Below are 24,136 nucleotides of genomic sequence, written 5' to 3'. Positions count from 1 at the left end.
CGATCAACCGGCGACCGACAGATTCGCCTTGAGGTTGAACGCCGCTGCCAGCGTCTTGTGGCGGCGTTCCACCGATTCCCCATAAAGCACGGCATCGCCGGCGCGCAGCGCAAGCGTCACCGCGTCCGCGTTCAGCCGAAGCGCGCTTTTTTCCAGCGCTTCGGCAACGCCGCCGCTCAACCGCTGGCCCAGGCGCATCGCCAGGCCCCAGCGTTCGGCCTGTTCGATATCCGGGGCTTCCAGTAGCGCCGTTACCACCGGCGCCGGGCCGCCATCCCCGCCGAAGCTGCGGTACAACGCATGGCCCATCTTCGCGCGGCCCTGTGCATCCACGCCCACCCAATTGCCGTGCAGCGCCGTTTCCAGCCCTCGTTCCGCCCGGAATTCGGGGTGCGCGCGCCAGCCCACATCGGCCAGCAGGCAGGTGGCATGCCGCAACCGGGCATCGGCCGCGCATTCATCGGCGAACAATGGCGCGATCCAGCGATCGAGCAGATCGCCATGTTCGGGAAAACGGCCCAGCCGCACGCCTTCTTCCCGCGTCGCGCAGATCAGCGGATCCTGTTCGCGCACATCTTCGGGAAGGCTCTGATGTAGCAGGCCTTCACGCAGGCCATAGGCCGAAACCACCAGCCCGCTCGATCCCAGATGGCGAACCAGCGCCCCCAGCACGGCGGCCGCATGCCCCAATGTTGGAATGCGCGACGCCGAAAGGCCAGAAATCCCGCGCAGCCGTGCCTTGTCCAGATGGGCGAGCGAACGGATCAGCCGCTGCGGCGCTTCCACCGGCATGCGATAATGATGGATGATCGGCAGCGGAAACGCCGACAAATGCATTTCCAGCCGGGCCAGCGAACGCCATGAACCGCCAACAAGGTAGAAAGGCAGCCCTTCGCCCCGGCCTTCCCAGCCCGATTCCCCGATCGCTTCGGCAATCACGCGCTCCAGCGCCCTTGGCCCCTTGTCGCGGATCGCGGCAACGCGCAGCACCCCCAGCGGAAACGAGATGCGTTCGTGCACCTTGCCGTCGCCGACGCGGATCAGTTCCAGGCTGCCGCCGCCCAGATCCCCCACAATGCCATTCGCATCGGGAATGCCCGCCAGCACGCCATAACCGGCCATCTTGGCTTCATTTTCGCCGGACAGCACTTCCACGGTCAGCCCCAGCGCTTCGATCCGGTCGATGAACTCGGCGCCATTGCTGGCTTCACGGACGGCGGCGGTGGCGACGGTGCGGACATCCGCCACGCCCATCTGGCGGGTCAGCCGTTGAAAGCGCGAAAGCGCGGTCAGTGCGCGTTCGGTCGATTCCGTTTCCAGCGCCCCGTCGCGAACGAGGCCACGGCCTAATCCCGCCATCACCTTTTCGTTGAACAGGATCGAAGGAATGCGGACCGGCCCGTCATAGACAACAAGGCGAATCGAGTTGGAACCGATGTCGATGATGGCCGTGCGGCCGTCGTCGAGGCCCGTGCGGGCCTTGGTGCGATGAAGCGATGCGGCGACCATGAGGATGCGGGATTAGCCGGATTTGCCTTCGCCCGAAACCCCCGGAAAGAAGGCTGGCGGCATGGAAGCCTCCAGCACCCCGGAAACTGCGGTAAACCAACGCAAACTGGGCCGATATTCCGGCGGTCTCCATGGCATTGACGTCAGCGACCTCGCCGCAGGCTCAGTTTCGGCACGGCCCCGCTCCGCTCAAGCGCGGCGCCACGCCCCGAAAGCGAAGGATTGGTCATGAAATAGCGGTGCAGGTTGAACGGCCGTTTGCCCGGATCGACTCGATCGTAGCTGCCATCCGCCCGCAGGTGCCAGCTCTGTTCGCTGTCGATCAGATTGGCGACCATCACCTGATCGAGGATCTGGGCGTGCACCGTGGGGTTTTCGATCGGCAGCATATATTCCACCCGCCGATCGAAGTTGCGCGGCATCCAGTCCGCCGATGAAATGAATATCTTGGCGTCATCATTGGGCAGCGTCGCGCCGTTGCCGAAACACATGATCCGGCTATGTTCGAGGAAGCGGCCGACCACCGATTTGACATGGATATTGTCGGATAGCCCCGGCACACCGGGGCGCAGGCAGCAGATGCCGCGCACGATCAGATCGATCTGCACGCCGGCGGCCGACGCCTTGTACAATTGTTCGATGATTGCCGGATCGACCAGCGAGTTCATCTTCGCCCAGATCGCGGCGGGCCTGCCCGCCTGGGCATTGTCCATTTCCACCTGGATCAGCGCGCATAGCCGGTCGCGCATCCCGTGCGGGGACATGACCAGCATTTCCAGGTTCGACGGTTCGACATAGCCGGTGATGTAATTGAACAGCTGCGCGGCATCGCGCCCGGCGCGCGGATCGGCCGTGAAAAAGCTGAGGTCGGTATAAATCTTCGCCGTCACCGGGTGGTAATTGCCCGTGCCGAAATGGCAGTAGGTGCGATAGCCGCCCCCTTCACGCCGCACGACCATCGAAACCTTGGCGTGGGTTTTCCAGTCGACGAAGCCATAGACCACCTGAACGCCCGCGCGCTCCAGTTGCGATGCCCACATCAGATTCTGTTCTTCGTCGAACCGCGCCTTCAGTTCGACGACGGCGGTCACCGATTTGCCGGCTTCCGCCGCATCGACCAGCGCACGGATCACCGCCGATTGCTTGCCGGCACGATACAGGGTCTGCTTGATCGCCACGACATCGGGATCGGACGCCGCCTGCCGCAGAAAGGCGAGCACCACATCAAATGTTTCATACGGATGGTGGACGACGATATCCTTGGCGCGGATCGCCGCAAAGCAATCGCCCCCATGTTCACGAATACGTTCCGGAAAACGGGGCGAAAATGGCGGGAATTTCAGGTCCGGCCGGTCTTCCTCGACCAGTTGTTCGAGATCGGAAATGCCAAGGAACCGTTCGGTATCGGTGATGATCGCATCCGATCCGACGATTTCGTCCTTCACCAGTCGTTCCAGCGATTTGGGCATGTTGGCGAGCAATTCCAGCCGGATCACCCGTCCCTTGCGCCGCCGTTTGATCGCCGAACGGAAGTAACGGACCAGATCTTCGGCTTCTTCCTCCACTTCGATATCGCTGTCGCGGATCACGCGGAACGCGCCATAGGCTCCGACCGAATATCCCGGAAACAGGATATCGGTGCACCGCCGGATCACCGCCTCGATCGAAACATAGCGCGCGCTATCGCCCGGCAGGCGCACGAAACGCCGCAGCGTCGCCGGCACCATCAGCAGTTCGCGGATCGGCTCGCCATCGGACAGCCGCTTCAATTCGAACATCAGGCTGAAGCCCTTGTTCGGGATGAACGGGAACGGGTGGGCCGGGTCCAACGCCTGTGGCGTCAGCACCGGGAAAATCTGGTCGCGAAAATGCCTCTGCAGCCAGGCGACATCCTCCTCGGCGATTTCATCATGGCCCAGGATCACGATGCCTGCCCCGGCGATCTCGGCGCGCAGTTCGCGCCACACCTGCTGCTGCGAATCCATCAACTGGTCCGCTTCGCGTTCGATCGCGGCGAGTTGCTGGGCAACGGTCAGCCCATCAACGGATCGCGCATCGACATCCTGGGTCAGCTGCCCTTTCAGGCCGGCAACGCGCACCATGAAGAATTCGTCGAGATTATTGCCCGAGATCGACAGGAAACGCAGGCGTTCCAGCAGCGGGTGGGCGGTGTTGCACGCCTCCTCCAGCACGCGGCGATTGAAGCCCAGCCAGGAAATTTCCCGGTTGAAATAGCGTTGTCCTGCCTCGGCGGAAACGACGACAGGTTCGGAGGTGTCGATGGGTTCGATGGTGGCAACGTCTTCCATGCCGCAACGATAACCACAATCTTATGAATCGTCGATGACACCCGCGGCCGCCAGCGCTTCGCGGGCCAGCGGCACGGTGATGCGCGATCGTTTCGCCAGGGAAAGCTGATCCAGCGCGTCGATCGTGCGCAGGATCGCGACATAGCTCCGCTCGATCCGGGGCACCAGATACGCGATCACGTCCGGTCCCGCCGCCAGCCCGCGCTGGCCCAGCAGCCGTTCCAGCAAGGCCGCCGCCAGCGCATCGTCCGGCTCGGCGATCGCGATATGCGGCGTGGCGGCGATGCGCGAACGCAGGTCCGGCAGCGCGATCTGCCACATCGGCGGTGGTGCATCGGCGATCAGCAGCAGCGGGCGGCGTTCGGCCTGCGCCCGGTTCCATGCGTGGAACAGATCTTCTTCGGGCCGCCGATCGGCATCGTCGATCATCGTCGCATCGGCGTGCGCCACGAAAATGCGTCCCAGCAGGCTGCGGCCGGATTTGCGCGGACCTGTCAGCAATGTGGCCATCACCGGCCAGAGCGCGCGATGTTCAAGATGGCGCACCGCCTGATGATTGGCCTCGCCGCGACAGAAATCCCGCTCATCTTCCGCCGCCGGCCATGCCAATGGCAGGGCGATCTGGCTCATTGTGCGGGGGTTCCCCCGGCCGCCGGTGGCGGCACGGCTGGCGTGGCGCGCCGGATACGCAGCGTGCCCGGCCCTTCATCGACCCGCCAGCCGCGTCCCTGAAGCGCGATCCGCAGCGCCGAAAGTTCGCCCTGATACGCGACCCGCATCACCGATGTGCCGCCCAGCGCCAGGCTCGTCGTCTCCACCCCACGCACGCCGGGCACGCCCCGCAGCGCCGATTCGGCTGCCGTAAGCGCCGCGGCATCCGCCGTATCGACCTGAACATTGTAGTTCGCCGCCGTCGCCGACGCTTCTTCGGCCATCGATTCGCTGGCGAAGGCCTCGTCGTCCAGTTCCTCGGCCGGCTCTTCGATCACCAGCGACGGATCGGGCCGCAGCCGCCCGTCGCGCAGCGCCTGCGAATAGGCCTCGTCCATCCGCCGGACGCCTTCGTCCAGCATCGCCGGCAGGGCATCGCTTGTCTGGACGCGCAGCACGAAACGGTCGAGAATCTGGTCATCCGGCCCGTGCCGTACGACGAATCGGCCGATTACCGGGCCGCCCGGCCAGCTCCGTTCGATCGTCACTTCGGGCACGATCACGTCCGCCGCGCCGAACTGATCGAGGATCATCCGCCACCAGCCACGGCCCGGCCGATTGGTCTGGGCGACATTGAGGAGGAGCGGATCGCTGCCCGTGCCGGTCGGCCGGACATAATCGATCGGGCTGCCGCCGGGGCGGAATCGCGCCCAGGCCCGCTGCCATTCGGATCGGGTTTCAAAACTGGTCGGCGCCCCCCCGGACCACATCACCGGGATCACCAGCATCGGCGGCGAACGCAGTCCCTGACCATGCACGCCCAGCAACTGCCCGGTGCGCGCGCGATCGAACAATACGCCCAGCCTGGCGACGTAGCGCTTCGGCCCGATCTGTTCGTCCTCGACGACGATGCCGGCAACGATCGAATCGAGCGTCGAATCGGACAGCTTGGGCGCGGCGGACACCGGCTGGCCGTTCGTCCGGCTCCACAGCAATTGCCATCCCTTGCGCTGGGCGACCCGCCAACCGCCAAACCGGGCGGAATCGGCGTCCTTGCCCGCGACATCGACGGCAACGCCCGACACCTCATAGCTGGAACTGCTGTCAATCGGCGCGATTCCGCGATCGCTGCCTTCGATCTGGGCGACGACGATGCCGCCCACACCAAGCAAACCGGCCCCCAGAAGGGCGAGCCAGGCGCGATTGATGGGCGGAAAGGAACGAACTGCGAAATCCACGCGCGTCTTTTGGCGACTTGGGCGTGGAAATCCAAGCGCGATATGTCTAGTCCGGCGAACATGAGCGATACCACCAGCGACAACACCCCCTACACCTATGCCAAGGCAGGCGTCTCGATCGCCGCCGGCAACGCCCTTGTGAAGGCGATTGCGCCCCTCGCCCGCGCCACTGCGCGGCCGGGCGCAAACGCCGATCTTGGCGGCTTTGGTGGATTTTTCGATCTCAAGGCAGCGGGTTACACCGATCCCTTGCTGGTCGCCGCGAACGATGGCGTCGGCACCAAGCTGAAACTGGCGATCGACAGCGGCAAGCATGATGGCGTCGGCATCGATCTGGTCGCGATGTGCGTCAACGATCTCATCGTCCAGGGTGCCGAACCCCTGTTCTTCCTCGATTATTTCGCAACCGGCCGACTCGACAACGGCGTCGCCGAACGGGTCATCGCCGGCATCGCCGATGGGTGCCGCATCGCTGGCTGCGCGCTGATCGGCGGCGAAACCGCTGAAATGCCCGGCATGTATGCCGACGGCGATTATGATCTCGCCGGATTCTGCGTCGGCGCGGTCGAACGGGCCGACGCGCTTACCGGCACCCGCGTTGCCGATGGCGATGTGATTCTCGGCCTCGCTTCGTCCGGCGTCCATTCCAACGGCTATTCGCTCGTCCGCCGGCTTGCTGCCGACAAGGGCTGGAAACTCGATCGCCCGGCTTTGTTCGATCAGGATGTGCTCCTGATCGACGCATTGCTCGCGCCCACGCGCATCTATGTGAAGTCGCTGCTGCCGCAGGTTCGCACCGGCAAGGTGCAGGCGATGGCGCACATCACCGGCGGCGGCCTGCTTGAAAATATCCCGCGCGTGCTGCCGCAGGGCCTGCACGCCGTGGTCAATGCCGATGCCTGGCCGCAGCCGCGGCTGATGGCGTTCCTGCAGGCGCAGGGCAATATCGAACCGGGCGAAATGGCGCGCACCTTCAACTGCGGCATCGGCATGGCGGTGATCGTCCGTGCCGACGATGCCGACGCGGTTTCCACAGCCCTCGAATCGGCGGGCGAAACCGTGTTCCGCATCGGCCACATCGAATCCGGCGCCAAGGGCTGCACCGTCGCCGGATCGGCCGACGCATGGAGCGCGCGCGAAGCGTGGACCGCAGCGCATAATGATTGATCGCGTCCGCGTCGGGATTCTCATCTCGGGGCGCGGTTCGAACATGGTATCGCTGGTCCGCGCGAGCGAGGCGGCGGATTGCCCTTATCGCGTCGTTCGCGTCCTTTCCAACGTCGAGGACGCGGCGGGCCTTGCGCTCGCCGCCGACGCGGGCGTGCCGACATGGGGCAAAAGCCACAAGGGCATGAAGCGCGCCGAGTTCGACGCCCTGCTCGATGCCGAACTGCGCGCGGCCGATGTCGAATTGATCGCGCTTGCCGGCTATATGCGCCTGCTTTCACCCGAATTCATTGCCGGGTGGCAGGGCCGCATCCTCAATATCCATCCGTCGCTGCTGCCGCTCTATAAGGGTCTCGACACCCACGCCCGCGCGATTGAGGCGGGCGATGCCGAGGCCGGCTGCTCGGTGCATGTCGTGACCCCCGAACTGGATGATGGCCCGGTGGTGGCGCAGGCCCGCGTGCCGATCCTGCCCGGCGATACGGCCGATGCACTGGCCGCGCGGGTGCTGGTGGAAGAACATCGCCTCTACCCGCAAGCCCTTACCACCTACGCGCGAACGCTGCGGTAAATCTGCGCAGACAGATCCGGCGGGCCTGTTCGAAACGGCCCGTCAGATCACCGGGCGCCCTTGGCGGCATCCACGCTCCACGGCCCCGGGCCGGCTGCCGCAATATACAGGAAGATGAAACAGAACAGGATCGCCGCATCCCCGCCATTGATGGCCGGGAACGGCGATTGCGGCGCATGCGCCAGCCAGTAGCCGATCGCCATCTGGCCCGACAGCAGGAACGCCACGGGGCGCGTGAACAGGCCGATCAGCAACAACGCGCCGCCGCCGACTTCCAGAACGCCGGCAAACCAGCTCAGCGTGAACATCGCCGGGTGCATATCCGACGCCGGAAAACCGAACAGCTTCTGCGTACCGTGCGCGAAAAACAGCAAGGCGCTGACGATCCGCAGCACGCTGAGCAAGCGCGGCGACCAGTTCCGAAGATCAATCATCCCTCACTCCCATGCCGTTGATGGCATGGGTATGCCGTCAAGCCGGGCGGGCGTCTACCTTCGGCCGGCCCGATACCAGCCCGCTGGCCGTGCGGATCAGCGCGTCGGCGGTAAACGGTTTGCGCAACACGCCCACGCCCTGGCCGGCCACCGCATCCAGTTCGGCCGAACGGGCATGCCCCGTCACGATCAGCACGGGCAGGCCAACACAGGTCGCGCGGGCGAGGGTTGCGACTTCAGCGCCGTTGATGCCAGGCATCGCGAAATCGACGATCATCAGATCGGGCCGCATGTGTCGCAGATGCTGCAACCCGGCATCGCCCGAATTGGCGCTGATCACGCGCGCTTCGGCTTCCGACAGAATTTCCAGCACGGTCGCGCGCACGTCATCGTCATCGTCGATCAGCAGGATGCTACGACCCGCAAGGGTGGCCGCCACTGCCTCGCCCGTTCCATATTCCGGATCATCGCCCGCGATATTGGCCGCCACTGCAGCCACGCGTGGCAGGAACAGGCTCACCACCGTCCCCGTCCCCGGTTGCGATCGTAGGGCTACGGTGCCGCCCGACTGGCGGGCAACCCCGAATACCATGCTCAGCCCCAGCCCCGCGCCTTCGCCCACCGCCTTGGTGGTGAAGAACGGCTCCAGCGCGCGATCCAGAACCTCGGGCAGCATGCCAACCCCATCATCGGCGACGCTGATCTCCACATAATCGCCCTTGGGCAGATCGGCGTGGACCTTGCCTGTGCGCGCGTGCGCGGCGACACGCAGGGTGCCTCCACGCGGCATGGCGTCGCGGGCGTTGATCGCCAGATTCAGGATGGCCAGTTCGATCTGCGCCATATCGGTCGTCACCGCCAATGCCGGGTCGATCGGGTCGATTTCCAGCCGGTTGGCCGGACCGATCGATCCGCGGATCAGATCCGCCATGCCGGCCACCATCGGCGCGATCGTCACCGTCGTAACCGCCAGCGCCTGCACGCGCGAAAAAGCCAGCATCTGTCCGGCCAGCGATTTACCATGCTGCACCGCCTTCATGGCGTTGCGGGTCCACCTTGCCATGCGCTCGGGATCATGGCTGCCACGGCCGATCAGTTCAAGATTGCCGCCAACAGCCTGCAATACATTATTGAAATCATGCGAAATACCGCCGCTCAATTGCCCCAGCGCTTCCAGCTTGCGGGCTTGCAGCAGCGCCGTTTCAGCCAGTTCCCGTTGCGTCATTTCTTCGTGCATCCGCACCAATGCGGCATCGCGTTCGGCAATGGTTGCCGCCAGTTCGGCGTTGGCGACGCGCAACATCTTCGGGGATGGCAGCGCGATCACCTTGGGCAGAAGCGGCCACAATGTAATGGCCGTTGCGACCGAAACGACCGCCGTCACCACCTTGACCAGTGCTTCGACCCCGTAATTGCCGTTCCACAGCGTCCAGATGCCCATCACATGCGTCACGCCGCACGCGGTGATGAACATTGCGAACAGCCAGAACACCCAGCCAAAGGCGATGTCGGCGCGGCGGCGGATCATCACGATCAGCACCAGCGGGATCGAAAAATAGGCCCCGGCGATCAGCGTGTCGGTGATGACATGCGTCCAGATCAGCTCGGGCTGCCACAGCAGGCAATAGCCATGCGGGGCGTAGCTTCCATCAAAAAACGGACGAAGCAGGTCGGTCATCATCGCGCTGTGCCTGCAACCTCGTCTTCGTCCGCTTGATGATTATAGTCGGAAAACGGTGATTGCGCCGTTCACCCTGTATTTTTTCAGCCGGCCGCCCCTTCGATGATCGGCACGAACTGCGCCGCCGTCAGGCTCGCTCCGCCGACCAGCGCGCCGTCCACATCGGCCACCGCCATCAGTTCGCCCGCATTGCTAGGCTTCACCGATCCGCCATACAGGATCCGCACCTTGGCGCCCTCCGCGCCCAGCAGCGCGGCCAGCTTCGCGCGGATCGCGGCGTGCATTTCGCCCACATCTGCGGTCGACGGCGTCCGGCCGGTGCCGATCGCCCAAACCGGCTCATACGCCACGACCAGAGTATCGCCCTTGCCCGCCGGCGGCACCGATCCGGCCAGTTGGCCTTCGACCACGGCAACGGCCTGTCCGGCGTCCCGTTCCGCTTCGGTTTCGCCCACGCAGACGATCGCGATCAGCCCCGCGGCGATCGCGGCTTCCGCCTTGGCGCGCACCAGCGCATCGCCTTCGCCATGATCGGCGCGCCGTTCACTATGGCCGACGATGGCATATTTGCCACCAATCTCGGCGATCATGCCCGCCGCGACATCGCCGGTATGCGCGCCGCTGGTGCCGGTATGGCAATCCTGCGCCCCGATCGCCAGCGCCGGCTGGCGCTGCACCGCCGCCGCAATCAGCGGGAACGGCGGACAGATCGCAACGTCAAGGCCCGGATGCGCCACGGCCGCAGCGGCGATCGCATCCAGTTCGGCCAATGCCGCGATCGACCCATTCATCTTCCAATTGCCGGCCACCAGCTTGCGCAACGCCATCATCGCCCCTTTCCAGATTCAAAAGTCTCCGTGCCCGTAGCGCCCCCCGCTTGATGGCGCAAGCCCGCGCCTCTATGGCGGACATCTTAGGCAATGGCCCCGGGACCGGTGATGATCTCCTTCTTTCGAAACGCGCTTTCTTCCTGGCTGGTACTGGGCTTGTTCGGGCTGGTGCTGATCGCATTCGCGGTCACCAGCATCGATCCAAGCTGGGTCAACGGCAGCAACAAGGGCGGGCCGGATATCGCCACGATCGATGGCAGGAAGATTTCCGCAACCGAAGCGCGCAAGCAGCTCGACAACATCGTGCGCCAGGAACAGCGCAACAACCCGGAATTCACCATGGCCGCCTTCGCCGCGCAGGGTGGCGTGGACCAGACGTTGAACCAGTTCATCTCGTTCAAGGCGCTGGAAGCCTGGGGCCGTGATCAGGGCCTTACCGTCAGCAATCGGCTGATCGACGGCGAAATCGCCAGCACGCAGGCCTTTTTCGGCCCGACCGGCAAGTTCGAACGCAGCGCGATGGAGGCCGCCCTCGGCCAGGCGCGGATGACCGAACGGGAATTGCGCGCCGATATGGCCGCCGATGCCCTGCGTCGCCAGATGCTGATCCCGATCGCTGGCGGCACCGTTGCGCCTGACGGCATCATCCTGCCCAACGCATCGCTGCTGCTCGAACAGCGCAGCGGCCTGATCGGCATCGTCCCGTCCGCCGCCATCCCGGCCGGCGCCGCGCCAACTGACGCGGAGATCACGGCATATTACAATGCCAATGTCGGCCGTTTCACGATCCCGGAACGGCGTGTCCTGCGCTACGCCATGTTCGGCGCGGACAACGCACCGACGTCGACGACGCCGACCGAAGCGGAAATTGCCGCTTTCTACAAAACCAACGCCGCAAGCTATGGCGCCAGCGAAACCCGCGCCATCTCGCAGGTGATCCTGCCCGATCAGAAGGCGGCCGACGCCCTTGCCGCAAAGGTGCGTGGCGGTGGCGCGATCGCCGATGCCGCCCGTCAGGCCGGTGGCGAGGCCATCGCCCAGACTGTCGCGAGGCCGGCGCTGGCCGAAGCCGCATCGCCGGCGATCGCCGATGCCGTATTCGCGCTGCCGCAGGGCGGGGTTGCCGGCCCGATCAAGGCGGATCTCGGCTGGTATGTCGTGAAGGTTGACCGGATCGATGCCAAGGCCGCCCGTCCGCTGGCGGCCGTGAAGGCTGAAATCGCCGCGTCGCTGGCCCGGCAGAAGCATGACGAAGCCGTGGCCAACATGGTCAGCGATATCGAAGATTCGATCGCCGATGGGTCCAGCTTCGATGATGTGGTCAAGGCCCGTGGCCTGACCGTCGTCACCACCCCGGCCCTGCTTGCCGATGGCCGCGCGCCCGACCAGCCGGATTTCAAGCCGGCGCCCGAACTGCCGGCGCTGCTGCGTTTCGCCGCGCAGATGACGGCCGACGAAGATCCCGTCGTCGAAACGATCGTCGCCAACCAGCGTTATGCCCTGGTCGCCGTGTCGCAGGTGATCGCTGCGGCGCCAGCACCTCTTGCGCGCGTTCGCGATGCGGTCGTGGCATCGATCCAGGCTGAGCGCGCGGCCAAGCAGGCCCGCGCCATCGCCGATGCGATTCTCGCCAAAGCCAAGGGCGGCACGGCGTTGGCGGATGCCTTCGCGCAGGCGCCGGTTCGGCTGGCGCCCCCCGCCAAGGCCGGCGCGCGGCAGATGGATATGATGCGCAACGATCGCCCGGCGCCCGCTCCGCTCAAATTGATGTTCGGCATGAAGAAGGGCGAAATCCGCGTGCTGGCCGCACCGAACAACGCCGGCTGGTTCGTTGTCCACCTGGCCGAAATCGTCCCCGGCGATGCCCGCAAGGAACCCGGCCTCGTCAATTCGCTGCGCCGTGATTTTTCGCGCAGCGTGGGCGACGAATATATCCAGCAGTTCATTGCCGCGGCATCGAAGGAAATCGGCGTCAAGCGCAACGACAAGGCGATCACCGCGCTGAAGGCCGAATTGAGCGGTCAGGACCAGTGAATCCGACGCAGGATGCAGCGGCTGCGGCGTGCCTGCGCGGGGGCCGGCCGGCGTTGGTATGGCGCCGGCAGATCGCCGATGTGGACACGCCGATCGCGGCGGCGCTCAAGCTGATCGAACCCGGCCGTGGCGATTTCCTGCTGGAATCGGTGGAAGGCGGGGCTGCGCGCGGGCGTTATACCCTGCTCGGCCTTGCCCCCGATCTGGTGTTCCGGGCCGAAGGCATGTCGGCGGCGATCAACCGGGCATGGCTGACCGACAAGGCCGCGTTCGAACCGTGCGAAGCCGACACGCTGACGGCGATGCGCGCGCTCGTCGCCGCCTGCCGGATGGATGTGCCCGAAGGCCTGCCGTCCGCGCTCGCCTGCCTTGTCGGCTATTTTGCCTATGAAACGGTCGGGCTGGTGGAAAAACTGCCACGCCCGCCGGCCAACCCGCTGGGTCTGCCGGATATGCTGTTCGTGCGGCCGACGCTGATCCTGGTGTTCGATCGGCTGGCGGACGAACTGTTCCTGGTCGCTCCGCTATGGCCCGATACCGGCGTCGACGCCGATATGGCCGTGGCCCTCGCCAACGAACGGATCGAAAGCGTGGCGGCGCGCCTTGCCGCTGCCCTGCCCGCGCGCGCGGCGGTGCCTGCCGATCTGCCCGATATCACGCCCGAACCGGCCGTTTCTGCCGATCGCTACCGCGATATGGTGCTGACCGCGAAGGATTATATCGCGGCCGGCGATATCTTTCAGGTGGTGCTTGCCCAGCGTTTTTCGGCGCCGTTCCCGCTGCCGCCGTTCGATCTCTATCGGGCCTTGCGGCGGATCAATCCGTCGCCATTCCTCTATTTCCTCGACATGCCCGGCTTTGCGATCATCGGTTCGTCGCCCGAAATCCTGGTCCGCGCGCGCGACGGCGAAGTGACGATCCGGCCGATCGCCGGCACCCGACCGCGCGGGCGCACCGCCGCCGAAGATGCCGCCAACCGCGATTCCCTGCTCGCCGATCCCAAGGAACGGGCCGAACATCTGATGCTGCTCGATCTGGGGCGCAACGATGTCGGCCGGGTATCCCAAGCCGGCACCGTCACCGTCACCGACAGCTACACGATCGAAAAATACAGCCACGTCATGCACATCGTATCGAATGTCGTCGGCCGGCTATCGCCGGACAAGGACGCGCTCGATGCGTTGTTCGCGGGCTTCCCGGCCGGCACCGTATCCGGTTCGCCCAAGGTGCGCGCGTGCGAGATCATTGCCGAACTGGAACCGGAAACGCGTGGCGCTTATGCCGGCGGCGTCGGCTATTTCTCCCCCGATGGATCGATGGATTCGTGCATCGTCCTGCGCACCGCCGTGGTGAAGGACGGGGTGATGCATGTGCAGGCGGGCGCGGGCATCGTCGCCGATAGCGACCCCGAATATGAACAGCGCGAATGCGAAGCCAAGTCGCGTGCACTGATCGCCGCCGCGCGCGAAGCGATCAGCCGTGCCGCAGAAGCGGGGTTTGGCCAGTAGCCCCGCTTGCGCCGTCGATGCCCCGCCCTTAGCGAACGCACATCATGTTGCAGCCGCGAAGGGCGGGATTCGGATGTTTGAAGTTGCGGCGTTGACCTACGGGATGCTGGCCAGTTTCGTGCTGGCGAGCGCGAGCCGCAACCGCCAGGCGCAGCGCCCCAATCCCAAGATCGTCGAAATCTTCGGCTGGCTGCTGGTCGGCGTGTCGATCGGCGGCGCGGCGGCACTGGGCGGCCACGCATTGATGCAGGTCGCCGGATAGGGCTTTCCCCAAGCGCCCGAGGCCCCTAAAGCGCGAGGCATGATCCTCGTCATCGACAATTATGACAGCTTCACCTGGAACCTCGTCCATTATCTGCGCGAGTTGGGAACCGAGGTCGAAGTGGTCCGCAACGACGCGATCAGCGTCGGCCAGGCCCTGTCGAGCGGAGCCGCCGGCTTCCTGATATCGCCCGGCCCCTGCACGCCCAACGAAGCGGGGATCTCGCTCGATCTGGTCGCGGCCTGCGCGGCGGACAGGCGGCCGCTGATGGGTGTCTGCCTTGGCCATCAGTCGATCGGCCAGCATTTTGGTGGCCGCGTCGTCCGCGCCCGCGAACTGATGCACGGCAAGACCAGCGCGATCGAACATGATGGCAGCGGGGTCTTTGCCGGTCTCCCCTCGCCCTTCACCGCGACCCGCTATCATTCGCTGGTGGTGGAAGACATTCCGGCCGATCTGATCGTCAACGCGCACACGTCGGATGGGGTCGTCATGGGGTTCCGCCACCGCGAACTGCCGATCCACGGCGTTCAGTTCCACCCCGAAAGCATCGCCACCGAACATGGCCATGATCTGCTCGCCAATTTCCTGCGCGAAGCCGGCGTGCCGGTAAAGGCACGGGCATGACGATCACCACCGTGCTGCCCGATGCGCATCTGCCGCTCGATCAGGCGACCGCCCACGCGGCTTTCGCCGATATGCTCGATGGCCGCGCGAACGAGGCCGAAGCGCAAGCGTTCCTGACGGTGATGGCCGAACGTGACGAAACCAGTGTCGAAATCGCCGCTGCCGCGATGGCCCTGCGCGAACGCATGATCCCGATCACCGCACCGGCCGGCGCGATCGATGTGTGCGGCACGGGCGGTGATGGCGCGCACAGCCTGAACGTATCGACCGCTGTCGCGATCGTCGTCGCGGCGTGCGGCGTGCCGGTTGCCAAGCATGGCAATCGTGCCGCATCGTCCAAAGCGGGATCGTCGGATACGCTGGAAGCGCTCGGCCTCGATCTCGATCGCGCTTCGGCTCGCGCCGAAGCCAGCCTCAACGATCTCGGCATCGCCTTTCTCTTCGCCCAGTTGCATCACCCCTCGCTCAAGCGGCTGGCGGCGGTGCGCCGCGCGATCGGCCGGCGGACGATCTTCAACCTGATCGGCCCGATCGCCAATCCCGCGCGCGTCACCCGCCAGCTGATCGGCGTCGCCCGCCCCGATTATCTGCCCGTTTATGCCGATGCGCTGCGCCTGATCGGTACGGAATCGGCGATGATGGTCGCAGGCGATGAACCGCTCGATGAACTGTCGATCGCTGGTCCCAGCAGCGCGATCCGCATCGGTGCGTGCGGCGAAGGCGCGATCCGCATCGTGCCGGAAGATGCCGGCCTGACCCGTCATCCGCTCGAAGCGCTGCGCGGTGGTGATGCCGTCTATAACGCCGATGCGCTGCGCCGCCTGCTGCTGGGCGAACAGGGTGCCTATCGCGATGCCGTGCTGCTCAATGCGGCTGCCGCGCTCATCGTTGCCGGCCATGCCACCGATCTGCACGCCGGCGTCGAAGAAGCCGCCGAAACCATCGACAAGGGGCTTGCCAAGGCTCTGCTCGATTGCTGGATCGCGTTCTGATGAACAAGCTGATTGAAATTTGCGACGCCAAGCGCGTCCATGTCGCCCACCGCAAGGCGACGACTTCGCTCGCCGATATCGAAGCGCGCGCCAGGGCGCAGTCCGCGCCGCGCGGCTTTCGCGCCGCGCTCGATGCCAAGGTCGCCGCCGGTGGCTTCGGCCTGATCGCCGAAATCAAGAAAGCCAGCCCGTCCAAGGGGTTGATCCGCGCGGATTTTGATCCCCCCGCCCATGCCCGCGCCTATCAGGCCGGTGGCGCGGCCTGTCTGTCGGTGCTCACCGACGAACCCTATTTCCAGGGGCATGACGATTATCTCGTCGCGGCCCGCGCCGCCTGCGATCTGCCGTGTCTGCGCAAGGATTTCATGGTTGATCCGTGGCAGGTCGCCGAAGCCCGCGCGCTGGGGGCGGATGCGATCCTGATCATCGCCGCCGCGCTCGACGATGGCCAGATGGCCGAGATTGAGGCCGCCGCGATCGAATATGGCATGGATGCGCTTGTCGAAGTGCATGATGCGGTCGAATTTGAACGCGCACTGCGGCTGAAATCGCGCCTGATCGGCGTCAACAATCGCGATCTGCGCGATTTCAGCGTCGATTTCGCGCGGACCTACGAACTCGCCGACAGCGCCCCGGCCGGGTGCACCTTCGTCGCCGAAAGCGGCCTCGGGTCAAAGGCTGATCTCGATGCGATGGCCGCCCACGGCGTGGCCTGTTTCCTTGTTGGAGAATCGCTGATGCGCCAGCCCGACGTGGAAGCCGCAACCCGCGCACTGCTGACCGGCGCATGAGCGGCGGCGGCCTCACCCATCTCGATGCGGCGGGCGCTGCACGAATGGTTGATGTCTCAAGCAAGGACACAACCACGCGCACGGCCACCGCAACCGGCCGGATCACGATGTCGGCCAGCGCAGCCACCGCGATCCGCGACGGCGCGGTCACCAAGGGCGATGTCCTCGCCGTCGCCCGCATTGCCGGCATCATGGCCGCCAAGAAGACCAGCGATCTGATCCCGCTCTGCCATCCCCTGCCGATCGCCGGCGTCACGCTCGATCTCGCGCTCGACGATAACGGCGTCACCGCCACCGCCACCGTCCGCACTACCCACCAGACGGGGGTGGAAATGGAAGCGTTGACCGCCGTCTCCGTAACTCTCCTCACCGTTTACGACATGGCCAAGGCGCTCGATCGCGGGATGCTGATCGATGGTATCCGCCTTCTCGCCAAATCGGGCGGGCGATCGGGCGACTGGACGGCGGAGTGAGCCTGCTCAGCGTAGCCGAGGCGCAGGCCCGCTTGCTTGCCCTGGCATCGCCGCTGGATATCGAACACGCACCACTCGTCGCGGCCCTCGGCCGCTGGGCCGCCGCTGACATCCGCGCGCTGCGCACCCAGCCCGCCGCCGATTTGTCGGCCATGGACGGCTATGCCATCCGCTTTGCCGAAATGCCTGGCCCCTGGCGCGTGACCGGCGAAAGCGCGGCCGGTGCGCATAGCGGTCTGACACTGGCGCCCGGCGATGCCGCCCGCATCTTCACCGGCGCACCAGTTCCCGTCGGCGCCGACGTGATCCTGATCCAGGAAGAAGCCGCACGCGATGGCGATCAACTCCGCCTCGCCGGTGAAGGGCCACCCTGTCCGGGCGCGCACATCCGCCGCGCCGGCAATGATTTCACCGCGGGCACAACACTGATCCCGGCTGGCGCGCGGATTGGCCCTGCGCAGATCGCGCTCGCTGCCACCGGCGGCCATGGCGCGCTTCCCGTCCGCCGCCAGCCGCGCGTCGCGCTAATCTCCACCGGCGACGAACTCGTCCCCCCTGGCGCGCCTACATCCGGTGTCCGCCTGCCCTCGTCCAACGCGCCAATGCTGCACGCGCTGATAACGGCCGAGGTTCCCGCCATCATCGACGATCGCGGCATCGTGCCCGATGATCTTGCCGCCACCGTCGCCGCGTTCACCGCCGCGCGCGATGCCAATATCATCGTCACCACCGGCGGCGCATCGGTCGGCGATCGCGATTTTGTCCGCCCCGCGCTCGAAGCCGCTGGCGCCTCGCTCGATTTCTGGCGGGTCGCGCTGAAGCCGGGCAAGCCGCTGATGGCCGGCCGGCTCGGTAACGCGATCGTCCTCGGCCTGCCCGGCAACCCGGTTTCGGCCTATGTGACCGCGCGATTGTTCCTCGTACCCTTACTCCGTCACCTCGGCGGCAGCACTCGTCTGTTCGATCAACGCCGCGCGATCCGCCTCGCCGGAACAATTCCGGCTACCGGCAAACGCATGGAATTTCTGCGCGGCTATCGTGCAGGCGCCCGCGTCCGGGCGCTGACTGGACAGGACAGCGCGGCGCTTGCAGCCTTGTCCCGCGCCGACGCGCTGATCGTTCGTCCGCCTTTCTCTGCAGCCGCCAACAATGGCGACATTGTCGAGATCTTGACCATCGCTTGACAAGATCCGGTTCGTTTCCTACACGTTCTCCGTTCGTTCCTGTCGGGGTTCGCCATGCTCACGCGCAAGCAACATGAACTGCTCTGCTTCATCCACGATCGCCTCGCCGATACCGGCGTGTCGCCGTCGTTCGAAGAGATGAAGGAAGCGCTGGACCTCAAATCGAAGTCGGGCGTCCACCGCCTGATCAGCGCGCTGGAAGAACGCAACTTCATTCGTCGCCTGCCCAATCGTGCCCGCGCGCTCGAAGTGCTGCGAATGCCCGAACGGACTGCCGCTCCCACCCCGGTCCAGCCATCGGCTGCCAAACCAACCACGCCGGTCAGCCCGCCGATGGCGGCCAATGATGTGCTGGAAATTCCGCTCCACGGCCGCATCGCCGCCGGCCTGCCGATCGAAGCGCTGGAAGGGCAGACGTCGCTTGCTGTGCCCGCTGCCCTGCTCGGCCCCGGCGAACATTATGCGCTGGAAGTGTCGGGCGATTCGATGGTCGAAGCCGGAATTCTCGACGGAGATTTCGCGCTGATCCGCCGCACCGACAGCGCCCGCGACGGTGAAATCGTCGTCGCGCTGATCGAGGATAGCGAAGCGACGCTCAAATATTTCCGCCGCGAAGGCGCGATGGTCCGGCTCGATCCTGCAAACCGTGCTTATGATCCGATGCGCTACCGCCCCAACCAGATTCGCGTACAGGGCAAGCTGGCCGGGCTGTTGCGGCGTTACTAAACGCCTTTCCGGCAACGCCGGACCAGGCATTTTGCCACGTTTGCGTGACTGGCACGGCCAAGGTCGATCACTTTCAGGGTCGGTCACCGCCGAGAAGCATGATCCCCATAACCCCGCTCGCCTATCCGCGCTCGATTTGGCCGGCCCATTCGAAATGCTCGCGCGCTTCCCCCAACCGACGGTCGCACATGATCCGCAACCGCCTTTTCAGCGATTGCCGTGTCCGCAACGGCCAATCCCGTCCTCGTTGAGCAGGCAGGCGCGGGGCCAGTCGGTTGTCAGGCCCATCGCGCACAGGTCGCCGCCGCAGCGATGGCGCGCCTGCATCGGCGCTGACCTTACTTCCGCACCCACAGGCGCTTGCCGCCTATCCACGTCTCCATCACTTTCGTGCCCCGCACTTCTGCGGGGGAAGACACGAAAATATCGCGATCAAGCAGGATGAAATCAGCGTAGCGGCCCGCCTCAAGCGTGCCGATGCGATCGTCCGCGAATCCAGCGAACGCCGCATCGCGGGTAAAAGCCGCCAGCGCCTGGGGCATCGTCAGTTTCTGGTCGGGCATCCATCCGCCTTGCGGCTGCCCGGCGGCATCCTCGCGGCTGATGGCAGCCGCCAGCCCCGCAAATGGATCCGGATTTTCAACCGGAAAGTCTGAGCCAAAGGCCAGTTTCGCCCCGGCCTTGAGCATCGACGACCACGCATAGGCCCCCGCCAGCCGCGATGGACCGAGCCTTGCTTCGGTCATCGCCCGATCGCTGGTCTGGTGGACGGGCTGCATCGACGCGATGATGCCGTTGCGGCCAAAACGTGGCAGGTCTGCCGGATCAACAATCTGGGCATGCTCGATCCGCCAGCGCCGATCGCCCTTATAGGTTCCGGCCAGTTCCTCGATTGCATCCAGCGTCTGGGTGTTGGCGGCATCGCCGATCGCGTGGATCGCCACCTGGAAACCATCCATCGCCGCGCGGCTGGCGAGATTCTTGAGTTTTGCGTCGCCCAGCAGATTCAGGCCGCGCTGTCCTGCCGCGTCGGCATAATCCGCCTTCAGCCACGCGCCGCGTGAACCCAGCGCGCCATCTTCGATCAGCTTGACGCCGATCATCCGCAATCGGCCGCCATATAGCCATGGTGTCGGCCCGGTGCCGGCAATCGATACCAGCGGTTCAATGCCATAAGCGTAAGACAGGATGCGCACGCGCAGCCGCCCCATATCGCCCGATCGCCGCATCACGGCCCAATCATCGACGGTCGTGCCCATATCGGCAACGGCCGTGATGCCATTCTGGACCAGGATTTCCTGCGCCCTAGTAAACGCCAGATCCCGTTCGAGTGGCTGCGGCGCCGGGATCGCCTTGTCCACCAGCCCCATTGCCGCATCGATGAACATGCCGGTCGGCTTGCCCCCCGCCAGTTCGATCCGCCCCCCCGCAGATACGGTCGTTTTCGGGCCAATTCCGGCTTTGGCCATGGCCGCGCTGTTGGCCACGCCCGCATGCCCGTCAACGCGGATCAACCACACCGGCCGATCGGCGACGGCCGCATCAATATCGGCAGCTGTCGGGAAACGTCCCAGCCCCCAGCGCTCCTGATTCCATCCCCCGCCGACAATCCAGCGCTGGCTGGGATTATCGCGCGCCCATTGGCGCAGCTTGTCCTGTGCCTCTTCCAGCGTGCGCGCGTCCGACAGATCGAGGTGTAGCGCCCGAAATCCCAGCGCCATCACATGGCCGTGCGAATCGATCAGGCCGGGGATCAGCGTGGCCCCTGCCCGTCGAGCTTGTAATCGAGTTTTTCGGGCCGCTTATCCTTGCCCTGCAGCAAGTGGGCGACCTTGCCCTCATTGTCGATCACCAACCCGGTGAAGCGTTCCACCGTGCCGTCTTTGGCGATCGTATAGCCGTTGACATTATCAACCAGGCCATCGGCCAGTGCAGGCCCCGCCACCAGCGCAAGGGCCGCCATCGCGCCTGCGAGGCGCACCTGCCGTTGGCTCATCGTTTGATACGCCGCACCAGCGCCGAAAGATCCTGCCGCCCGGCCCCCATCGCCTGCACCTCGGCATAAAATTGATCGATCAGCGCGGCCGCCGGCAGGGTCGCCCCATTGTTCCGGGCCTCATCCAGCGCAAGACCGAGATCTTTTCGCATCCAATCGACGGCAAAGCCTTCGTCAAACTCTTCAGCCGCCATCGCTTTCCAGCGGTTGACGAAATACCAGCTCGATGCGGCGCCGGCCGATACCGCTTCGAACACTTTATCAAGATCGAGTTCCGCGGCCTGCGCAAAACGCAGGCCTTCCGCGATCGCCTGCATCGTGCCGGCAATACATATCTGATTGACCATCTTGGCCTGCTGGCCGGCGCCGGCAACGCCGACATGCACGATCCGCGTCGAATAGGCCTTCATCAGCGGTTCGGCGCTGGCAAAGGCTTTGTCCGATCCGCCGCACATGATCGAAAGCTTGCCCGCTTCCGCGCCGGCCTGCCCGCCGGATACCGGCGCATCGACCACCAGAAAGCCGCGATCCCGCCCTTCCACCGCCAGCTGACGCGCAATCCGCGCGGATGCGGTGGTATGATCCACCAGCAAGGCGCCCTTTTTCATCGTACGGAAACATCCGTCCCCCCGCAGCGTGACCGCCTCAAGATCGGGATCGGCGCCGACGCAGGTGAATACCGCATCGGCGTCCGCCGCCGCTGCCGCCGCCGTGGGCGCCCACTGGCCGCCATGCGCCGCGACCCATGCCTCCGCCTTGCTTGTCGTCCGGTTGTAAACGGTCACGCCGTGCCCTGCGTCCAGCAGGTGACGGGCGATCGCGCGCCCCATGACGCCGAGGCCGATGAATGCTACCTTTGCCATGGGAGAGGCATAACCATGGTTTCGCTGATCCGCCAGATGGGCTAGAGGCCGCGGCCATCATGGCAACCGCAGCGCACACATCCACCCCGCTCCCCGTCTCCATCGCAGATGTCGAGGCGGCGCATAAGCGGATTGGCGACAGCATCGTCCGCACACCGACCTTGCTTAGCAAGACGCTGTCGAACCTGACGGGTGCGAAGGTCTATCTGAAGTTCGAAAATCTTCAGTTCACGGCAGCCTACAAAGAACGCGGCGCGCTCAACAAGCTGCTCCAGCTCGATGAAACCGCGCGCAACCGGGGTGTGATCGCTGCGTCCGCCGGCAATCACGCACAGGGCCTGGCCTATCATGGCGCGCGGCTTGGCATTCCCGTCACCATCGTGATGCCGAAATCCACGCCGACCGTGAAAGTATCCCAAACCGAAGGGCATGGCGCCACCGTCATCCTGACCGGCGAACGTTTCGACGATGCCTATGCCCATGCGCTGATCGTATCAGAAGAGCGCGGGCTGACGTTCGTCCATCCGTTCGATGATCCCGCAATCATCGCGGGCCAGGGCACGGTCGCGCTCGAAATGTTCGCCGACGCGCCGGATATCGATACGATCGCCGTGCCCATCGGCGGCGGCGGCCTGATCTCGGGCTGCGCCGTCGTGGCCAAGGCGCAGGAACGCCCGATCCGCGTAATCGGCGTTCAGGCCGAACTGTTCCCGTCGATGTACAACCGGATCAACGGCACCAACCTGCCGATCGGAGGCGACACGCTGGCCGAAGGCATCGCCGTCAAGGAACCCGGAACGATCACATCCGGCATCATCCGCGAAATCGTTGATGATATGGTGCTGGTGTCCGAACGCGATCTCGAAGAGGCTGTTTCGCTGCTGCTTCAGATCGAAAAGACGGTTGCCGAAGGCGCCGGCGCGGCCGGCCTGGCCGCGTTGCTTGCACATAAGGATCAGTTTGCGGGCCGTACGGTCGGCGTCGTGCTGTGCGGCGGCAATATCGACACTCGTCTGCTTGCCAATGTCTTGCTGCGCGATCTGGCACGGTCGGGGCGGCTGGCCCGCCTGCGCATCCGCCTGCAGGATCGGCCGGGCGCGCTGTTCCATGTGGCGCGCATCTTCGATGAACAGCAGGCGAACATCATCGAAGTCTATCACCAGCGCGTGTTCACCACGCTGCCGGCGAAGGGGCTGATCGCCGATATCGAGTGCGAAACCCGGGATCGCGCCCACCTAACCCGGCTGGTCGCGGCGCTGTCCGAAGGTGGCTATGAAGTGACTCCGGTGGAACCCGCCTGAATGGTTATGGCGCATTTCCAGCGTGGCGACTCTTAACCCTCTTTTGACGGTTAACGCCCTTTTCATATTTCCGGGCTGACTGCATACTCCTGTGATCGAGGCTACCCACGGGGGGCGGCCCGTGTGGATCAGGGCACGCCGTGAGCGCACCATTCCGTTTTCCGCGCTTCTTCGTCACGACGCCCTCGCCCTGCCCGTATTTGCCGGGCAAGACGGAGCGAAAGGTCTTTACGGAGCTTTCTGGGCCGCATGCGACGGAGCTGAATGACGCGCTTGGACGCATCGGTTTCCGGCGCAGCCAGAATGTCGCCTATCGGCCCAGTTGCGTTGATTGCGCGGCCTGCGTTTCGGTGCGCGTCGTCGCGGGTGAATTTCGCCCCAATGCCAGCCAGCGCAAACTGATCCGCCGCAATTCCGATCTCACCGTCACGGCGTGCAAGCCTTGGACGACCGAAGAACAGTTCGATCTGCTGCGTCGCTATCTGGCCGCGCGCCACCCCGGCGGCGGCATGGCCGAAATGGATGATCTCGATTTCGCCGACATGGTCGAGCAGACGCCCGTCAGCACCTATGTCATTGAATATCGCGATCCAGAAGGCACGCTGGTCGGGGCATGCCTCAGCGATCAGCAGGCTGACGGATTGTCGATGATCTACAGCTTCTTCGACGCCGATTCGCCGGAACGATCGGGGCTGGGCACCTACATCATTCTCGACCACATCATCCGCGCGTCCCAAGCAGGGCTTCCCTTCGTCTATCTCGGCTATTGGGTGAAGGGATCGGCGCGAATGCAGTATAAGATCCGCTTTCAGCCGATGGAACGGCTGGGCTCGGGCGGCTGGACGCGTTTCGAACCCGAATCTGCTCCGGCCATGATGCTGGATGCCGTGCTCGCCTGACGGCGGCCCACACTAATCAAGCCCTGGCGCACCAGTCACGAATCATCACGTCACCATTTTCGCCATGCGCAGCACATGACGGGCGAGATG

General features: G+C 65.1%; 21 protein-coding genes and 1 pseudogene. 13 read left to right on the top strand and 9 right to left on the bottom strand.

Annotated elements, in window-relative coordinates; all coding sequences use genetic code 11:
* Positions 1–3: 3 nt before the first annotated feature.
* The 4 genes from KC8_RS00380 to KC8_RS00365 form a co-directional block, all read right to left on the bottom strand.
* Positions 4–1,509, bottom strand: coding sequence for a Ppx/GppA family phosphatase (locus KC8_RS00380; protein ID WP_010125257.1), 1,506 nt, complete (start codon positions 1,507–1,509; stop codon positions 4–6).
* Positions 1,510–1,652: 143 nt separating this feature from the next.
* Positions 1,653–3,818 carry an RNA degradosome polyphosphate kinase gene (locus KC8_RS00375; RefSeq protein WP_010125256.1) on the bottom strand — a complete coding sequence of 722 codons (2,166 nt, stop codon included), beginning with the start codon at positions 3,816–3,818 and terminating at the stop codon, positions 1,653–1,655.
* Positions 3,819–3,839: 21 nt separating this feature from the next.
* Positions 3,840–4,448 (bottom strand): HdaA/DnaA family protein, encoded by a 609-nt coding sequence (locus KC8_RS00370; RefSeq protein ID WP_010125255.1) that lies wholly within the window; start codon positions 4,446–4,448, stop codon positions 3,840–3,842.
* Complete coding sequence (locus KC8_RS00365; RefSeq protein ID WP_010125254.1) at positions 4,445–5,707, bottom strand: hypothetical protein; 1,263 nt, start codon at positions 5,705–5,707, stop codon at positions 4,445–4,447. Before KC8_RS00365 ends, KC8_RS00370 begins: the two co-directional genes overlap by 4 nt.
* A gap of 60 nt (positions 5,708–5,767) precedes the next feature.
* Between KC8_RS00365 and purM the strand changes: the two genes are divergently transcribed.
* Positions 5,768–6,874: a phosphoribosylformylglycinamidine cyclo-ligase gene (gene purM / locus KC8_RS00360; RefSeq protein ID WP_010125253.1), complete on the top strand. Its 1,107-nt coding sequence runs from the start codon at positions 5,768–5,770 to the stop codon at positions 6,872–6,874.
* Positions 6,867–7,445 carry a phosphoribosylglycinamide formyltransferase gene (gene purN, locus KC8_RS00355; RefSeq protein WP_010125251.1) on the top strand — a complete coding sequence of 193 codons (579 nt, stop codon included), beginning with the start codon at positions 6,867–6,869 and terminating at the stop codon, positions 7,443–7,445. The genes purM and purN overlap by 8 nt, the downstream gene beginning before the upstream one ends.
* 47 nt (positions 7,446–7,492) lie before the next feature.
* Here the strand turns inward: purN and KC8_RS00350 are convergent, their stop codons facing one another.
* The 3 genes from KC8_RS00350 to tpiA form a co-directional block, all read right to left on the bottom strand.
* Complete coding sequence (locus KC8_RS00350; protein ID WP_010125250.1) at positions 7,493–7,879, bottom strand: DoxX family protein; 387 nt, start codon at positions 7,877–7,879, stop codon at positions 7,493–7,495.
* A 37-nt stretch (positions 7,880–7,916) separates the two neighbouring features.
* A complete protein-coding gene (locus KC8_RS00345; RefSeq protein WP_010125248.1) occupies positions 7,917–9,560 on the bottom strand; it encodes an ATP-binding protein in 1,644 nt (547 codons plus the stop codon).
* A gap of 83 nt (positions 9,561–9,643) precedes the next feature.
* Positions 9,644–10,387 (bottom strand): triose-phosphate isomerase, encoded by a 744-nt coding sequence (tpiA, locus tag KC8_RS00340; RefSeq protein ID WP_029624494.1) that lies wholly within the window; start codon positions 10,385–10,387, stop codon positions 9,644–9,646.
* Between the two features lie 111 nt (positions 10,388–10,498).
* Here tpiA and KC8_RS00335 point away from each other — a divergent pair, with 111 nt between their 5' ends.
* From KC8_RS00335 to lexA, 9 genes are all read left to right on the top strand, one after another.
* Positions 10,499–12,424 carry a peptidyl-prolyl cis-trans isomerase gene (locus KC8_RS00335; protein WP_010125244.1) on the top strand — a complete coding sequence of 642 codons (1,926 nt, stop codon included), beginning with the start codon at positions 10,499–10,501 and terminating at the stop codon, positions 12,422–12,424.
* Positions 12,421–13,932 (top strand): anthranilate synthase component I, encoded by a 1,512-nt coding sequence (gene trpE, locus KC8_RS00330; protein ID WP_010125242.1) that lies wholly within the window; start codon positions 12,421–12,423, stop codon positions 13,930–13,932. The genes KC8_RS00335 and trpE overlap by 4 nt, the downstream gene beginning before the upstream one ends.
* A gap of 73 nt (positions 13,933–14,005) precedes the next feature.
* The gene (locus tag KC8_RS00325; RefSeq protein WP_010125241.1) at positions 14,006–14,194 is read left to right on the top strand and encodes a hypothetical protein; all 189 of its coding nucleotides are present in this window, start codon (positions 14,006–14,008) and stop codon (positions 14,192–14,194) included.
* 39 nt (positions 14,195–14,233) lie between these two features.
* Entirely contained in the window at positions 14,234–14,821 is a 588-nt protein-coding gene (locus KC8_RS00320; protein ID WP_010125239.1) for an anthranilate synthase component II, read from the top strand.
* Complete coding sequence (gene trpD, locus KC8_RS00315) at positions 14,818–15,813, top strand: anthranilate phosphoribosyltransferase (RefSeq protein WP_010125238.1); 996 nt, start codon at positions 14,818–14,820, stop codon at positions 15,811–15,813. Before KC8_RS00320 ends, trpD begins: the two co-directional genes overlap by 4 nt.
* Positions 15,810–16,604, top strand: coding sequence for an indole-3-glycerol phosphate synthase TrpC (gene trpC / locus KC8_RS00310; protein WP_029624493.1), 795 nt, complete (start codon positions 15,810–15,812; stop codon positions 16,602–16,604). Before trpD ends, trpC begins: the two co-directional genes overlap by 4 nt.
* Positions 16,601–17,077 carry a cyclic pyranopterin monophosphate synthase MoaC gene (gene moaC, locus KC8_RS00305; RefSeq protein ID WP_010125234.1) on the top strand — a complete coding sequence of 159 codons (477 nt, stop codon included), beginning with the start codon at positions 16,601–16,603 and terminating at the stop codon, positions 17,075–17,077. The genes trpC and moaC overlap by 4 nt, the downstream gene beginning before the upstream one ends.
* Positions 17,074–18,261, top strand: coding sequence for a molybdopterin molybdotransferase MoeA (locus tag KC8_RS00300; RefSeq protein ID WP_010125232.1), 1,188 nt, complete (start codon positions 17,074–17,076; stop codon positions 18,259–18,261). Before moaC ends, KC8_RS00300 begins: the two co-directional genes overlap by 4 nt.
* A 54-nt stretch (positions 18,262–18,315) precedes the next feature.
* On the top strand, positions 18,316–18,987 hold the full coding sequence (lexA, locus tag KC8_RS00295; RefSeq protein ID WP_010125231.1) for a transcriptional repressor LexA: 672 nt from the start codon (positions 18,316–18,318) through the stop codon (positions 18,985–18,987).
* 338 nt (positions 18,988–19,325) lie between these two features.
* Here lexA and KC8_RS00290 read toward each other — a convergent pair.
* Together KC8_RS00290 and KC8_RS00285 are read right to left on the bottom strand one after the other, a co-directional pair.
* A pseudogene (locus tag KC8_RS00290) lies at positions 19,326–20,983 on the bottom strand (amidohydrolase).
* A complete protein-coding gene (locus tag KC8_RS00285; protein WP_335696319.1) occupies positions 20,980–21,882 on the bottom strand; it encodes an NAD(P)-dependent oxidoreductase in 903 nt (300 codons plus the stop codon). The pseudogene KC8_RS00290 and the gene KC8_RS00285 overlap by 4 nt, the downstream one beginning before the upstream one ends.
* 23 nt (positions 21,883–21,905) lie before the next feature.
* On the opposite strand from KC8_RS00285, the gene KC8_RS00280 reads away from it, so the two are divergent.
* Together KC8_RS00280 and KC8_RS00275 are read left to right on the top strand one after the other, a co-directional pair.
* Positions 21,906–23,147, top strand: coding sequence for a threonine ammonia-lyase (locus KC8_RS00280; protein WP_010125229.1), 1,242 nt, complete (start codon positions 21,906–21,908; stop codon positions 23,145–23,147).
* Between the two features lie 140 nt (positions 23,148–23,287).
* Entirely contained in the window at positions 23,288–24,046 is a 759-nt protein-coding gene (locus KC8_RS00275) for an arginyltransferase (protein WP_010125228.1), read from the top strand.
* Positions 24,047–24,136 lie beyond the last annotated feature (90 nt).

Origin of the sequence: Sphingomonas sp. KC8 (assembly GCF_002151445.1) — a bacterium.
Classification (GTDB): Bacteria; Pseudomonadota; Alphaproteobacteria; order Sphingomonadales; family Sphingomonadaceae; genus Sphingomonas_E.
The sequence above is the reverse complement of the archived record's forward strand: the minus strand, read 5'-3'. Positions and strand labels throughout refer to the sequence as shown.

Excerpts from the sequence above, each read along its gene's own strand:
- KC8_RS00380 (WP_010125257.1), bottom strand. The coding sequence starts at position 1,509 with ATGGTCGCCGCATCGCTTCATCGCACCAAGGCCCGCACGGGCCTCGAC.
- KC8_RS00375 (WP_010125256.1), bottom strand. The coding sequence starts at position 3,818 with ATGGAAGACGTTGCCACCATCGAACCCATCGACACCTCCGAACCTGTC.
- KC8_RS00370 (WP_010125255.1), bottom strand. The coding sequence starts at position 4,448 with ATGAGCCAGATCGCCCTGCCATTGGCATGGCCGGCGGCGGAAGATGAG.
- purM (WP_010125253.1), top strand. The coding sequence starts at position 5,768 with ATGAGCGATACCACCAGCGACAACACCCCCTACACCTATGCCAAGGCA.
- purN (WP_010125251.1), top strand. The coding sequence starts at position 6,867 with ATGATTGATCGCGTCCGCGTCGGGATTCTCATCTCGGGGCGCGGTTCG.
- KC8_RS00350 (WP_010125250.1), bottom strand. The coding sequence starts at position 7,879 with ATGATTGATCTTCGGAACTGGTCGCCGCGCTTGCTCAGCGTGCTGCGG.
- KC8_RS00345 (WP_010125248.1), bottom strand. The coding sequence starts at position 9,560 with ATGATGACCGACCTGCTTCGTCCGTTTTTTGATGGAAGCTACGCCCCG.
- tpiA (WP_029624494.1), bottom strand. The coding sequence starts at position 10,387 with ATGGCGTTGCGCAAGCTGGTGGCCGGCAATTGGAAGATGAATGGGTCG.
- KC8_RS00335 (WP_010125244.1), top strand. The coding sequence starts at position 10,499 with ATGATCTCCTTCTTTCGAAACGCGCTTTCTTCCTGGCTGGTACTGGGC.
- KC8_RS00325 (WP_010125241.1), top strand. The coding sequence starts at position 14,006 with ATGTTTGAAGTTGCGGCGTTGACCTACGGGATGCTGGCCAGTTTCGTG.
- KC8_RS00320 (WP_010125239.1), top strand. The coding sequence starts at position 14,234 with ATGATCCTCGTCATCGACAATTATGACAGCTTCACCTGGAACCTCGTC.
- trpD (WP_010125238.1), top strand. The coding sequence starts at position 14,818 with ATGACGATCACCACCGTGCTGCCCGATGCGCATCTGCCGCTCGATCAG.
- moaC (WP_010125234.1), top strand. The coding sequence starts at position 16,601 with ATGAGCGGCGGCGGCCTCACCCATCTCGATGCGGCGGGCGCTGCACGA.
- lexA (WP_010125231.1), top strand. The coding sequence starts at position 18,316 with ATGCTCACGCGCAAGCAACATGAACTGCTCTGCTTCATCCACGATCGC.
- KC8_RS00280 (WP_010125229.1), top strand. The coding sequence starts at position 21,906 with ATGGCAACCGCAGCGCACACATCCACCCCGCTCCCCGTCTCCATCGCA.